15 protein-coding genes are annotated in these 12,052 nt (G+C 68.0%); 7 read left to right on the top strand and 8 right to left on the bottom strand.

Translation table 11 applies throughout. The features are described from left to right. Window positions 1–5 precede the first annotated feature (5 nt). The 4 genes from WD026_RS06500 to WD026_RS06485 all read right to left on the bottom strand — a co-directional run bounded on the left by WD026_RS06500 (window position 6) and on the right by WD026_RS06485 (window position 3,151). A complete protein-coding gene (locus WD026_RS06500) occupies window positions 6–743 on the bottom strand; it encodes an amino acid ABC transporter ATP-binding protein (RefSeq protein WP_425722812.1) in 738 nt (245 codons plus the stop codon). A gap of 12 nt (window positions 744–755) precedes the next feature. Further along, entirely contained in the window at window positions 756–1,424 is a 669-nt protein-coding gene (locus tag WD026_RS06495) for an amino acid ABC transporter permease (RefSeq protein ID WP_425722811.1), read from the bottom strand. A 1-nt stretch (window position 1,425) separates the two neighbouring features. Continuing rightward, window positions 1,426–2,148, bottom strand: a complete 723-nt coding sequence (locus WD026_RS06490; RefSeq protein WP_425722810.1) for an amino acid ABC transporter permease — start codon at window positions 2,146–2,148, stop codon at window positions 1,426–1,428. A gap of 103 nt (window positions 2,149–2,251) precedes the next feature. Then, window positions 2,252–3,151, bottom strand: a complete 900-nt coding sequence (locus WD026_RS06485) for an amino acid ABC transporter substrate-binding protein (RefSeq protein ID WP_425722809.1) — start codon at window positions 3,149–3,151, stop codon at window positions 2,252–2,254. Window positions 3,152–3,467: 316 nt separating this feature from the next. Between WD026_RS06485 and WD026_RS06480 the strand changes: the two genes are divergently transcribed. Genes WD026_RS06480 through WD026_RS06470 form a run of 3 tightly spaced genes read left to right on the top strand, consistent with a single transcriptional unit; the run spans window position 3,468 to window position 6,438 of the window. After that, entirely contained in the window at window positions 3,468–5,180 is a 1,713-nt protein-coding gene (locus WD026_RS06480; protein WP_425722808.1) for a long-chain fatty acid--CoA ligase, read from the top strand. A gap of 4 nt (window positions 5,181–5,184) precedes the next feature. After that, complete coding sequence (locus tag WD026_RS06475; RefSeq protein WP_425722807.1) at window positions 5,185–5,424, top strand: hypothetical protein; 240 nt, start codon at window positions 5,185–5,187, stop codon at window positions 5,422–5,424. An 18-nt stretch (window positions 5,425–5,442) separates the two neighbouring features. Then, window positions 5,443–6,438 (top strand): MDR family oxidoreductase, encoded by a 996-nt coding sequence (locus tag WD026_RS06470; protein ID WP_425722806.1) that lies wholly within the window; start codon window positions 5,443–5,445, stop codon window positions 6,436–6,438. Between the two features lie 26 nt (window positions 6,439–6,464). Here the strand turns inward: WD026_RS06470 and WD026_RS06465 are convergent, their stop codons facing one another. Continuing rightward, window positions 6,465–7,259 (bottom strand): DUF2189 domain-containing protein, encoded by a 795-nt coding sequence (locus WD026_RS06465; protein ID WP_425722805.1) that lies wholly within the window; start codon window positions 7,257–7,259, stop codon window positions 6,465–6,467. 86 nt (window positions 7,260–7,345) lie between these two features. On the opposite strand from WD026_RS06465, the gene WD026_RS06460 reads away from it, so the two are divergent. Beyond that, window positions 7,346–8,086, top strand: coding sequence for a 2OG-Fe dioxygenase family protein (locus WD026_RS06460; protein WP_425722804.1), 741 nt, complete (start codon window positions 7,346–7,348; stop codon window positions 8,084–8,086). Between the two features lie 18 nt (window positions 8,087–8,104). Here WD026_RS06460 and WD026_RS06455 read toward each other — a convergent pair whose 3' ends face one another. Then, complete coding sequence (locus WD026_RS06455) at window positions 8,105–8,629, bottom strand: cupin domain-containing protein (RefSeq protein WP_425722803.1); 525 nt, start codon at window positions 8,627–8,629, stop codon at window positions 8,105–8,107. A gap of 97 nt (window positions 8,630–8,726) precedes the next feature. Between WD026_RS06455 and WD026_RS06450 the strand changes: the two genes are divergently transcribed. The 3 genes from WD026_RS06450 (at window position 8,727) to WD026_RS06440 (ending at window position 9,818) form a co-directional block, all read left to right on the top strand. Then, the gene (locus tag WD026_RS06450; protein ID WP_425722802.1) at window positions 8,727–9,278 is read left to right on the top strand and encodes a DUF2889 domain-containing protein; all 552 of its coding nucleotides are present in this window, start codon (window positions 8,727–8,729) and stop codon (window positions 9,276–9,278) included. Between the two features lie 94 nt (window positions 9,279–9,372). Next, entirely contained in the window at window positions 9,373–9,666 is a 294-nt protein-coding gene (locus WD026_RS06445; protein WP_425722801.1) for a hypothetical protein, read from the top strand. Next, on the top strand, window positions 9,663–9,818 hold the full coding sequence (locus tag WD026_RS06440) for a hypothetical protein (protein WP_425722800.1): 156 nt from the start codon (window positions 9,663–9,665) through the stop codon (window positions 9,816–9,818). The genes WD026_RS06445 and WD026_RS06440 overlap by 4 nt, the downstream gene beginning before the upstream one ends. A 6-nt stretch (window positions 9,819–9,824) precedes the next feature. Here the strand turns inward: WD026_RS06440 and WD026_RS06435 are convergent, their stop codons facing one another. Together WD026_RS06435 and WD026_RS06430 are read right to left on the bottom strand one after the other, a co-directional pair. Next, window positions 9,825–11,024, bottom strand: a complete 1,200-nt coding sequence (locus tag WD026_RS06435) for a serine hydrolase domain-containing protein (RefSeq protein WP_425722799.1) — start codon at window positions 11,022–11,024, stop codon at window positions 9,825–9,827. Between the two features lies 1 nt (window position 11,025). After that, complete coding sequence (locus WD026_RS06430) at window positions 11,026–12,048, bottom strand: methionine synthase (protein WP_425722798.1); 1,023 nt, start codon at window positions 12,046–12,048, stop codon at window positions 11,026–11,028. Window positions 12,049–12,052: the final 4 nt, after the last annotated feature.

Here is a 12,052-nt window from a genome sequence, read left to right as displayed (position 1 = left end):
CGGACTCAGTGCCCCAGGATCTTGGACAGGAAGTCCTGGGTGCGCGGCTGCCGGTTCTCGGGGTGGGCGAAGAACTCTTCCTTGGAGCAGTCCTCCAGGATGTGGCCGCCCACGTCGATGAAGATCACGCGGTTGGCCACCTTGCGGGCAAAGCCCATCTCGTGGGTGACCACCATCATGGTCATGCCTTCCTTGGCCAGGTTCACCATCACGTCCAGCACCTCGCCCACCATCTCGGGGTCGAGCGCCGAGGTGGGCTCGTCGAACAGCATGACCACCGGGTCCATGGACAGCGCACGGGCAATGGCCACGCGCTGCTGCTGGCCGCCGGAGAGCTGGCCGGGGAACTTGTCCTTGTGGGCCATCAGGCCCACGCGGTCGAGCATCTTCAGGCCCCGCACCTTGGCTTCGTCGGCGCTGCGGCCCAGCACCTTGATCTGCGCGATGGTGAGGTTCTCGGTCACGCTCAGGTGCGGGAACAGCTCGAAGTGCTGGAACACCATGCCCACCCGGCTGCGCAGCTGCGGCAGGTTGGTCTTGGGGTCGTGCAGGCCCACGCCGTTGACGTAGATCTCGCCCTTCTGGAAGGGCTCCAGGCCGTTGACGGTCTTGATGAGCGTGGACTTGCCGGAACCCGAGGGGCCGCACACCACCACCACATCGCCCTTGTTGATGGACACCGAGCAGTCGTTGAGCACCTGCACCGGGCCGTACCACTTGGAGACGTTCTTGATTTCGATCATGTTGTTCACCGATTAACGAATGATGGCGATGCGGGCCTGCAGCCGCTTGACGATCCACGACAGCGCAAAGCAGATGATGAAGTACACCACCGCGGCGATCAGGTAGACCTCTTCGGGGCGGCCGTAGATCTTGCCGGCGGTGACGAAGCCCTTGAGCATGTCGTAGGCGCCGATGGCATAGACCAGCGAGGTGTCCTGGAACAGGATGATGGTCTGCGTCAGCAGCACCGGCAGCATGTTGCGGAAGGCCTGCGGCAGCACCACCAGACGCATGTTCTGGCTGTAGGTCATGCCCAGGGCCTGGCCGGCAAACACCTGACCGCGCGGGATGGACTGGATGCCGGCCCGCATGATCTCGCTGAAGTACGCGGCCTCGAAGGCGATGAAGGTGATCACCGCCGACATCTCGGCTCCGATGGGCCGGCCGATGAGGGTGGGTACCAGCAGGAAGAACCACAGGATCACCATCACCAGCGGAATGCTGCGCATGCCGTTGACGTAGATGGTGGCCGGAATGGCCAGGATGGGGTTGCCCGAGAGGCGCATGAGCGCCAGCACCGTGCCCAGCAGGATGCCGCCGATGGTGGCCACCACGGTCAGCTGCACGCTGAACCACAGGCCGCTCAGCACGAACTTGCTGAAGACGTCCCAGTTGAAGAAGGAAAGGTCGAGTCCGCCCATGTCAGTGGCCCCCTCCGGTCTGGCCGGCCACGATCAGGCCGGGCACGCGGGCACGCCGCTCGATGAAGGCGAACACCCGGTTCACCGCAAAGGCCGAGATGGCGTAGAGCGCGGTCACGGCGATGTAGATCTCGATGCCGCGCGAGGTTTCTTCCTGCGCCTGCATGGCGAACATGGTGAGTTCGGCGATCGACACCGCAAAGGCCACCGACGAGTTCTTCAGCAGGTTCATCGACTCGCTGGTCAGCGGCGGCAGGATGATGCGGAAGGCCATCGGCAGGATCACGTAGCGGTAGGCCTGCGCGGTGGTGAAGCCCATGGCCATGGCGGCATAACGCTGGCCCCGCGGCAGGGCCTGCACGCCGGCACGCACCTGCTCGGCGATGCGGGCCGAGGTGAAGAAGCCCAGCGCCAGCACCACCAGCACGAAGCCGGAGAGCTGCTGCATGACCGGGAACATCTTGGGCAGCACGAAGTACCAGATGAAGATCTGCACCAGCAGGGGGATGTTGCGGAAAAGTTCGACCCAGGCGTTGGCCAGCCGCACCAGCCAGGGGCTGTTCGGCAGCGTTCGCAGGGTGCCGATGACCGTGCCCATGACGATGGCCACCACCCAGGCCCAGGCGGCCACGGACAGTGTCCAGCCCCAGGCTTCCATCATCCATTCCAGGTAGGTGCGGCCGCTGCCGTCGTCGGTCAGGAATACCTGCCAGTCCCAATTCATGTCGTCACCATGTGGTTGTTTTGCATTCGGTTGTGAAAACAGAAACCCCGCAGACGGGTCTCGCTGCGGGGTTCCGGTTCAGGCTGGCCCTGTCAGGCCACCATCACTTCTTGGCGTACTCTTCCACCGGCTTGTCGTTGGGGGTGGCCCAGGCGGCCTTGGTGGCTTCGGTGGCGGGCAGGCCCACGCGGGTGTTGGACGGCGGGATGGGCTGCACGAACCACTTGTCGTAGAGCTTGGCGATCTCGCCGGACTTCATCATGGCCTTGATGCTGTCGTCCACGGCCTTCTTGAAGGCGGGGTCGTCCTTGCGGATCATGATGGCGATGGGCTCGACCGACAGCACTTCGCCGACGATCTTGAAGTCGGCCGGCGCCTTGGACTTGGCGATGTTGCCGGCCAGGATCTGGCCGTCCATCACGAAGGCATCCGCACGGCCGGATTCGAGCAGCAGGAAGCTCTCGGCGTGGTCCTTGCCGAACACCTCTTCAAAGTTCACGCCGTTGCCGCGCTCGTGCTTGCGCAGCAGCTGCACCGAGGTGGTGCCGGTGGTGGTGGCCACCTTCTTGCCGTTGAGCTGGGCGATGCTGGTGATGCCGGAGCTGCCCTTGACGGCGATGCGCACTTCCTCGACGTAGGTGGTCACGGCAAAGGCCACGTCGCGCTGGCGGGCCATGTTGTTGGTGGTGGAGCCGCACTCGATGTCCACGGTGCCGTTCTGCACCAGGGGGATGCGGTTCTGCGAGGTGACGGAGAGGTACTTCACGTCCAGCTTGGGCAGGGCCAGCTGCTTCTGCACATCGGCCAGCACGCGCTGGCAGATTTCCACGTGGTAGCCGGCGTACTTGCCATCGCCCAGGGTGTAGGACAGGGCCCCGGACGAATCGCGCACGCCCATGGTGGCGGTGCCCGATGCCTTGATCTTGGCCAGCGTGTCGTTGGCCTGCGCCATGGCGCCGGTGGCCGCCAGGGCCAGTGCGAGGGTGAGTACGTGTTTTTTCATGAGTTCTCCGTCGTGATGATCGAAACGAACGCCGGGCAGGGATGGGGGCCCGGACAACCCCGGATGCGCCACCGGGTGGGTGGAAACCGACCGCGACTATAGTGCGCCGCCGCCGCCTTGCGGGCGGGGGTTTCCTTGATCCGGTATGCAAAACGCTTATGAAACCATCCGCAGGACGATGGTTCCGTCGGCTGCCGGATGCAGTTTTCGTGCCACGGTCCCGGTCGTGACAGGGGCCGGATGCGCCCGGACAAGGGTCGCCGTATGCTGATCGCGGCCCCCGACGGCCCATGACAACGACAGCAGGAGACAGCGCATGACCCACAGCCCGGCGCCCACCCGCGCGCACCACCGATTCTGGCCCAAGCGCCTGCCGCACAGCCTGAAGCCGCCGTCCACCTCGCTGTGGACCAACCTGGAGGTCAGCGCGCTGCGCTACCCCGACAAGCCGGCCCTGGTGTTCTTCGACCGCAGCACCACGTACGCGCAGCTGATGCAGCAGGCCGAGCGACTGGCCGCCCACCTGCGTTCGGTGGGGGTGAAGGATGGCGACCGGGTCATCCTCTACATGCAGAACTGTCCCCAGTGGGTGGTGGCGCATTTCGCCATCCTGCGGGCCAATGCGGTGGTGGTGCCGGTCAACCCCATGAACAAGGCCGACGAGCTGCAGCACTACATCACCGACCCGGATGCCCGGGTGGCCATCTGTGCGGCCGATCTGGCCGGCGAGCTGGCCAAGGCCGATGCCGGTCTGCCCGAGGCCGACCGCCTCTCCCACATGGTGGTGGCCCACTACGCCGACGCCATCGGTCCGGCGGCCGACATACCGCCCGCCTGGAAGGACTGGCTGGGCACCCGCCACGCTCCGCCGACCCTCACCCGGGGCAGCGTGGCCGACTGGTCGCAGGCGCTGGCCTGCACCGATGCACTGCCGGCCCACAACCGCCGCCCGGACGATCTGGCCGTGCTCCCCTACACCAGCGGCACCACCGGCCTGCCCAAGGGCTGCATGCACCCGCACCGCTCGCTCATGCACAACGCCGTGGCCAGCACGCTGTGGGGCAATGCCTCGCCCGAGACCGTGATGCTGGTGGTGGTGCCGCTGTTCCACATCACCGGCATGGTCACCGGCATGCACGCCGGCCTGTACGGTGGCGCCACCATCGTGCTCATGCCGCGCTGGGACCGTGAGCTGGCCGGTCGCCTGATCTCGCACTGGAAGGTGACCAGCTGGACCAACATCCCCACCATGGTGATCGACCTGCTGGCCAGCCCCAACTTCAGCCAGTACGACCTGTCCAGCCTGGTCTACATCGGCGGCGGTGGTGCGGCCATGCCGGCGGCCGTGGCCCAGCGCCTGTTCGACCAGTTCGGCCTGCGCTACTCCGAAGGCTACGGCCTGACCGAGACTGCCGCCCCCTCGCACAGCAACCCGCCGGACGCGCCCAAGCAACAGTGCCTGGGCATCCCGTTCATGAGCACCGACGCCCGGGTGATCGACCCCGAGACGCTGCAGGAAATGCCGGTGGGCGAGGCCGGCGAGATCATCATCCACGGCCCCGAGGTGTTCGACGGTTACTGGAAACGCCCCGAGGCCACCGAGGCCGCCTTCATCACCTTCGAGGGCAAGCGCTTCTTCCGCTCCGGCGACCTGGGCCGGGTGGACGAGGACGGCTACTTCTTCATCACCGACCGCCTCAAGCGCATGATCAACGCCAGCGGCTTCAAGGTCTGGCCGGCCGAGGTGGAGGCGCTGATGTTCCGCCACCCGGCCATTGCCGAAGCCTGCGTGATCGCCACCCAGGACAGCTACCGGGGCGAGAGCGTCAAGGCCGTGGTGGTGCTGCGCCAGGACGCCCAGGGCGTGAGCGAGCAGGACATCCTGGCCTGGTGCCGCGAGCACATGGCGGTCTACAAATGCCCCAAGAGCGTGCAGTTCGTGCCGGCCCTGCCCAAGAGCGGCAGCGGCAAGGTGATGTGGCGCCTGTTGCAGGAGCAGGAGAAGGCCGCATCGCCGGCGCCACAATGACGGGATGAACTTCTTCACCGATGCGTTGCGGCGCCTGTGGCAACCGCGCAAGCCGCTGTTCTGGCTGGCGTTCGGCTTCAATGCCCTGGCGTCCTTCATGAGCTTCTTCATCCAGACGAAGGAACCGCCGCCCACCCTGGCCCTGATGGTGGGGCTGCTGGCCCTGACCAACAGCCTGATCGGCGCCTGGCTGACCTGGCGTCTGTGGAACGACCCGCCGCAAGACCAACGACCCGACGACTGACCCTTTCCGGAGACCCGCATGTACCAAGCCCTGCAGATCACCCAGCCCGAATCCGGCTACCGCTGCGACCTGACCGAACTCGACGACTCGGCCCTGCCCGAGGGCGACGTCACGGTGCAGGTGGCCTGGTCGACCATCAACTACAAGGACGGTCTGGCCATCACCGGCCGCTCGCCGGTGGTGCGCAAGTTCCCCATGGTGCCGGGCATCGACTTCGCCGGCACCGTCATCGACAGCCAGCACCCGCGCTTCAAGGCCGGTGACCGGGTGGTGCTCAATGGCTGGGGCGTGGGCGAGACCCATCCCGGCGGCCTGGCACAGAAGGCCCGCGTCAAGGGCGACTGGCTGGTGGCCCTGCCGGCCGGTTTTTCGGAACGCGACGCCATGGCCATCGGCACCGCCGGCTACACCGCCATGCTGTGCGTGCAGGCCCTGCAGGACCACTGGGCGGCGCGTGGCGTGAATCCGGGCAGCGGCGAGGTGCTGGTGACCGGTGCCGGGGGCGGCGTGGGCAGCGTGGCCATTGCGCTGCTGGCCGCGCTGGGCCACACCGTGGTGGCGTCCACCGGCCGCCCGGCCGAGGCCGACTACCTGCGTTCGCTGGGCGCGGCCGACGTGATCGACCGCGCCACGCTCTCGGCCCCGGGCAAGCCGCTGCAGAAGGAGCGCTGGATCGGCGTGGTCGATTCGGTCGGCAGCCACACGCTGGCCAACGCCTGCGCCAGCACCCGCTACGGCGGCGCCGTGGCGGCCTGCGGTCTGGCCCAGGGCATGGACCTGCCGGCCAGCGTGGCGCCCTTCATCCTGCGCGGCGTCACGCTGTACGGCATCGACAGCGTGATGGCCCCCATGGCCCGCCGCGAAGCCGCGTGGGCGGCGCTCGACCGCCTGATCGACCGCCCCAAGCTGGCCGCCATGACCCGCGCCATCCCCCTGGCCCAGGCGCTGCAGGCGGGCCAGGACATCCTGGCCGGCCAGGTGCGCGGCCGGCTGGTGGTGGACGTGAATGCCTGACGAAACGGCCTGACGCGCCAGCAGCGTCAGGCCGCCGGCACGATCTGCCGGTAGGCGTGCCAGGTGGCATGGCCCACCACCGGGCCGGCCACGAACAGGCCGGCAAACCAGGGCAGCATGGCCAGGCCCACCAGCAGCGTGATGAGCGCGCCCCACCACAGCATCACGCCCGGGTTCTGCAGGCTGGCGCGGATGCTGGTCAGGCCGGACGACACGGCGTCGGACTGGCGGTCCAGGATCATCGGAATGCTGATGGCGCTGGTGATGAAGATCAGCCCCGCGAACAGGCCGCCCACCAGCGTGTAGGTGATCAGGAACTCGATGTTCTCGCGGCTGAACAGCTGCTGCAGCAGGTGCGCGGTATCGGGCATGGTGTTGAAGGTGACCGCGAACACCACCAGCGAGGCACGGCCCCACAGCATCTCCAGGATGAGCAGCACGCCGGCAAAGATGGCCATGGTGCCCAGCATGGGCCGCCAGGCCATGAGCGAGGCGCGCAGCGAGGGGCGGCGGCCTTCTTCCAGCGCCCGGCTGGCGTCGTACAGGCCCAGGCACAGGAACGGGCCCATGAGCAGGAAGCCGGCCGAGAGCGCCAGCACATAGGCCGGGGCGGAGCGGAACACCGCCACGAGCGCGTGACCCATGAGGAAGAAGCACAGGCCGTAGAACAGCCCGATGCGCGGGCAGCGCACGAAGTCGCGCCAGCCGGCGGCCAGCCAGCGCAGCGGGTCGCGGGCGCTCAGGTCGGCCAGCTTCAGATCGAAGACCGAGGGGCCTCGGCCCGAGGGCTCCGGTGCGTGCTGGTTGAGGGTGTCGGCCATGGTGCTGCTGGGGTTGCCAAGGCCCCATTGGGCCATTGCCCGCCGGCCCCGGCAACCGGTGTTTCCCGGGGCTACACTGCCGGCCCATGACCCAGGAATTCCAGCCGCCGTACGTGTCCGTGGCCGACATGGCCCCCTCCCTGCAAGCCCGGGGATTTGCCCTGATGGATGCGGCCGGCGTGGCGCAGTGGCTGGGTGCGGGCCCGGGCGATTTCGAGGCCCTGACCGAGCCCTGGGACCGGCTGGTGCCCGATGCCTACCTGAAGGACGGCGGGCGTTACCGCAAGCGCCGCCACAGCTGCTTCGTGGTCGACGGCAGCACCGTCACGCAGGCGCCGCACCGCGCCCACTGGCAGCCGCTGGAATACAACGCCCTGCACGGCGGCATGCAGCGCTGGTTCGAACCCATGGAGCCACAGCAGGTGGCGCATCCGCTGTGGCAGCGGCTGCTGCAGCGCCTGGGCGAGGTGACCAGCACCCTGCGTGGCCCGCAGCCGTGGTTCGTGGAGGCGCATCCGTTCCGCATCGACACCACCGACGGCATCGGCCGACCCACGCCCGAAGGCGCGCACCGCGACGGTGTGGATCTGGTGGCAGTGTTCATGGTGGGGCGCCACGCCATCAAGGGCGGCGAGAGCCGCGTGTTCGAGGCCGACGGCCCGGCCGGTCAGCGCTTCACGCTGCGGGAACCGTGGTCGCTGCTGCTGCTTGACGATGCCCGCGTCATCCACGAGACCACGCCCATCCAGCCGCTGGACCCGCAGGGCTTCGGCTGGCGCGACACGCTGGTGGTCACCTGCCGCGCCGGCGGATTCCAGGGCGACTGAAACCGCCGGTGAGGCCGGTCACACCCCGCCGGTGGGGTGGGTGGGGTCGACCCACAGCACGGTCTGCGGTTTCTCCACCGGCTCGATGTCCAGATTGACAGCCACCGCCTGACCGTCGCTGCGGCACAGCACGCATTCCAGCACCTCGGTCGGGCTGGCATTGATTTCCTGGTGCGGCACGTAGGGCGGCACATAGATGAAGTCGCCCGGGCCGGCCTCGGCGGTGAATTCCAGGTGCTCGCCCCAGCGCATGCGGGCCCGGCCCTTGACCACATAGATCACGCTCTCCAGCGGCCCGTGGTGGTGGGCGCCGGTCTTGGCGTCGGGGTGGATGGTCACGGTGCCGGCCCACAGCTTCTGGGCGCCCACCCGCGCAAAGTTGATGGCCGCCTTGCGGTCCATGCCGGGGGTGGAGGGCACATTGCCGTCCAGCTGGTTGCCCGGGATCACGCGCACGCCATCGTGCTTCCAGGCCGGGGCGACGTCCTCGTGGCCCTGCTCGTGGTCGTGGGAATGATCGTGGGGATGGTGGTCGTGGGCCATGGGTCTGTCTCCGTCATCGTTCGGTCGGACGCCAGTGTGCCAGCCGTCTGTCGGCACTGCACGGACAATCGCGACATCAGCTTTCCGGAGATCTGCCTTGCCATTGCCCGAACCCGCCCCGCGCACCCCCATGCACACCCGCCGCGTCACCTACCAGGGTTTCCGCCGCGACGACGGCCTGTGGGACATCGAGGGTGAACTGCACGACAGCAAGCCCCACGCCTTCGAGATCGAAGGCGAAGGCCAGTGGCAGCCGCACGAGGCCATCCACCACATGCGGCTGCGCGTGACCTTCGACGAAGCCATGGTGATCCGCGCCATCGACGTGGCCATGGACAGCCACCCGCACGATCCCTGCCCGCAGGCCATGGCCCCCATGCAGCGCATGGTCGGCGAGACGCTGGGCCGCGGCTGGCGCCAGATCATCCAGCGCCACCTGGGCGGCGTGCAGGGCTGCACCCACCTGCGCGAGCTGCTGTTCAACCTGGCCACCGCCGCCTTCCAGACCCGCTCGGCCTCCTTTGCCCCGCCGGCCGACGGCCGCCCGCCGCCGCACCTGGGCCAGTGCCTGGCCTGGGACTTCGACGGCCCGGTGGTGGAGAAGGTCTACCCGATGTTCGTCCGCTGGCGGCCGCCCACTGCGGCCTGACGCCTGTCTCGTGACAGCATGCCATGCATGCCGTGACGGGTATGGTTCGACCGGACCCCATAGCATCGCCCGCTTTCCAGCAGGGGAGAAGACGATGAACGAGGCGTTGATGGAGCCGGAGCGGAAGCCCTCTTTCGGTCAAGCCATCTTTCTGATGACCGGGCACATCCTGGGCAGTGCGGCCCTGTTCCTGGTGGTGGCCTGCGCAGCCTGGGGGCTGGGTCTGGCGGTGCATGTGCTCGATGCCAAGCATCCGTTTCCCGAGCGGGCACTGTCGCTCCTGCACAGTGTCGAGCTGTGGCTTCTCTACATTGACGTGGCGCTCAGCGGGGTAGTACTCTTGGTCGGCACCATTCGATTCCTGATGGACCTTGGAGGCAAGCGATGAGCAGATCACTCAGTTCCCTGAAGGAAGGCTTCCTCGGCAGCTTCCGTCTGGCCGCCGCGCTCTGCATGGCAGTCGTCGGTATCGCCTCGACCTTCGTCCATGCCGGTTCAGCGGCAGCGGTGGATGCTGCCCGCAGCCTCACCCACCGCTGATCTTTCTCAACCCACCAAGGCCGCGTAGGCCAGGGTGCGGAACAGCAGCCGGTACTCCTCGCGCTGGCCCGGGGCCTGGGCCAGGAAGATGCCCCAGGTGTCCTGCGCCGGATCGATGAAGAAGCTGGTGCCGCCGATGCCGCTCCAGTGGTTGGTGCCCACCGATCCGGGCATCAGGGCTTCGCCGGCCACCGTGCGCACCGCCATGGCCAGACCGAAGCCGTGGCCGGGCGGCAGCAAGGCATCGTTGGCTTCGGGTGCTATCGGGCCCAGGTGGTCGGCCATCGCGAACGTGAGTGTCTGCGACCCCAGCAGGCGCACGCCATCCAGCTCGCCGCCCTGCGCCAGGCATTGCAGAAAGCGGGCGTAGTCGCGCCCGGTGGACACCAGGCCGCCGCCGCCACTTTCCAGGGCTGGTGCAGTGCGCGGGTCGAACAGGCGCATGGTGATGCCGCCGTCCGGGTCCTGCGCAAAGGGCTCGGCAATGCGGCCGTGCTCCGGGGCGGGCGCGGCAAAGCCGGTGTCGTGCAGACCCAGCGGGTCGAACATCACCTGCTGCAGGTGCCGGCCCAGGGTCTGGCCGGTGACGGCCTCGATCACGCAGCCCAGCACGTCGGTGGCGCGGCTGTAGGCCCAGCGGCTGCCCGGCTGGCAGAACAGCGGAATGGCGGCCAGCGCCTCGGCAAACTCCGCGTTGCTGCGCTGGCGTGATCCGATGTTGGCCTCGGCATAGAGCCGCTGCACCCTGGAGGCACCCAGAAACTCGTACGTGAAGCCGGCGGTGTGGCGCAGCAGGTCTTGGACCGTGGGCGGGCGCACCGGGGGCTGCAGCTGCACGCCCTCGGCGGTTTCCAGCAGCACCGGCGTGTTCGCGAACGCGGGCAGGTGCTTCGCGATCGGGTCGGCCAGCGACAGCCGCCCCTGTTCCACCAGCATCAGCGCCGCCACCGACACCATGGGCTTGGTCATGGAGTAGATGCGGAACAGCGCATCGGGCCGCATGGCCGGGCCGCCCGGGGTCAGTCGGCCCACGGCCTGGTGCAGCACCACCCGGCCGCGCCGGCCCAGCAGCAGCACCGCGCCAGGAAGGCGCCCGCGCTCGACCTCGCGCTCGAACACCTGCACCAGGCGGCGGGTGCGTTCGGGGCAGAAGCCGACCGAGGCCGGGTCGGCGTGCGGCAGCTCCGGGGGTTGCGGGCCGGCCATGTCAGGCGCCGTAACGCTGGCTGGCCAGGGCGGCGCCCTTGGCCAGGGCTTCGAGCTTGGCCATGGCCACCTCGCGGCTCATGGGGGCCAGGCCGCAGTTGGTGCAGGCGATCAGGCGCTCGCGCGGCACGTACTTCAGGGCCAGGCCGATGGTGTCGGCGATCTGCTCCGGGGTCTCGATCTCGTTGCTGGCCACATCGATCACACCCACCATCACGTCCTTGCCCTGGAGCAGGGCCATCAGCTCGGGCGGCACATGCGAGTGGAAGCACTCCAGGCTGACCTGCTGGATGCTGCTGGCGGCCAGGGCCGGGAACACCTTCTCGTACTGGCGCCACTGGTCACCCAGCGTCTCTTTCCATTTCACGTTGGCCTCGATGCCGTAGCCATAGCAGATGTGCACGGCGGTGGTGCAGGTCAGGCCCTGGGCGGCACGCTCCAGCGCCTTCACGCCCCAGTCGGCGGCCTCGTCCATGTAGACGTTGAAGGCCGGTTCGTCGAACTGGATGATGTCCACGCCGTCGGCCTGCAGGGCCAGGGCTTCCTGGTTGAGCAGCTCGGCGAAGGCCATGGCCATCTTGACCTTGTCGCCATAGAAGCGGTCAGCCACGGTGTCGACGATGGTCATGGGGCCGGGCAGGGTGAACTTGAGCTTCTTCGTGGTGTGCTTGCGGGCCAGCTGGGCCTCGAAGGCGTGCACGCGGCCCTTCAGGCGCAGCGGTGCCACCACCTGCGGGACCATGGCGTCGTAGCGGTTGTTGCGGATGCCCATCTTGACCTTGTTCTCGAAGTCGATGCCCTCGACCTGCTCGACAAAGCCGTGCACGAAGTGCTGGCGGGCCTGCTCACCGTCGCCGATGACTTCCAGCCCGGCGTCCTCCTGGGCCTTGATCCACAGCAGGGTGGCGTCGGCCTTGGCCTGCAGCAGCTCGGGGCCCTGGGTCTTCCACTGGGGCCAGAGTTTTTCGGTCTCGGCGAGCCAGTGGGGTTTGGGCAGGCTGCCGGCAATCGCGGTACGGAACATGGGT

The sequence above is a fragment of the Hydrogenophaga sp. R2 genome (genome assembly GCF_049843595.1).
GTDB lineage: Bacteria > Pseudomonadota > Gammaproteobacteria > Burkholderiales > Burkholderiaceae_C > Hydrogenophaga.
This window is presented reverse-complemented; position numbering and strand designations above follow the sequence as displayed.

Excerpts from the sequence above, each read along its gene's own strand:
- WD026_RS06465 (WP_425722805.1), bottom strand. The coding sequence starts at position 7,259 with ATGGCCGACACCCTCAACCAGCACGCACCGGAGCCCTCGGGCCGAGGC.
- WD026_RS06495 (WP_425722811.1), bottom strand. The coding sequence starts at position 1,424 with ATGGGCGGACTCGACCTTTCCTTCTTCAACTGGGACGTCTTCAGCAAG.
- WD026_RS06500 (WP_425722812.1), bottom strand. The coding sequence starts at position 743 with ATGATCGAAATCAAGAACGTCTCCAAGTGGTACGGCCCGGTGCAGGTG.
- WD026_RS06470 (WP_425722806.1), top strand. The coding sequence starts at position 5,443 with ATGTACCAAGCCCTGCAGATCACCCAGCCCGAATCCGGCTACCGCTGC.
- WD026_RS06485 (WP_425722809.1), bottom strand. The coding sequence starts at position 3,151 with ATGAAAAAACACGTACTCACCCTCGCACTGGCCCTGGCGGCCACCGGC.
- WD026_RS06445 (WP_425722801.1), top strand. The coding sequence starts at position 9,373 with ATGAACGAGGCGTTGATGGAGCCGGAGCGGAAGCCCTCTTTCGGTCAA.
- WD026_RS06455 (WP_425722803.1), bottom strand. The coding sequence starts at position 8,629 with ATGGCCCACGACCACCATCCCCACGATCATTCCCACGACCACGAGCAG.
- WD026_RS06490 (WP_425722810.1), bottom strand. The coding sequence starts at position 2,148 with ATGAATTGGGACTGGCAGGTATTCCTGACCGACGACGGCAGCGGCCGC.
- WD026_RS06435 (WP_425722799.1), bottom strand. The coding sequence starts at position 11,024 with ATGGCCGGCCCGCAACCCCCGGAGCTGCCGCACGCCGACCCGGCCTCG.
- WD026_RS06430 (WP_425722798.1), bottom strand. The coding sequence starts at position 12,048 with ATGTTCCGTACCGCGATTGCCGGCAGCCTGCCCAAACCCCACTGGCTC.
- WD026_RS06475 (WP_425722807.1), top strand. The coding sequence starts at position 5,185 with ATGAACTTCTTCACCGATGCGTTGCGGCGCCTGTGGCAACCGCGCAAG.
- WD026_RS06480 (WP_425722808.1), top strand. The coding sequence starts at position 3,468 with ATGACCCACAGCCCGGCGCCCACCCGCGCGCACCACCGATTCTGGCCC.
- WD026_RS06440 (WP_425722800.1), top strand. The coding sequence starts at position 9,663 with ATGAGCAGATCACTCAGTTCCCTGAAGGAAGGCTTCCTCGGCAGCTTC.
- WD026_RS06460 (WP_425722804.1), top strand. The coding sequence starts at position 7,346 with ATGACCCAGGAATTCCAGCCGCCGTACGTGTCCGTGGCCGACATGGCC.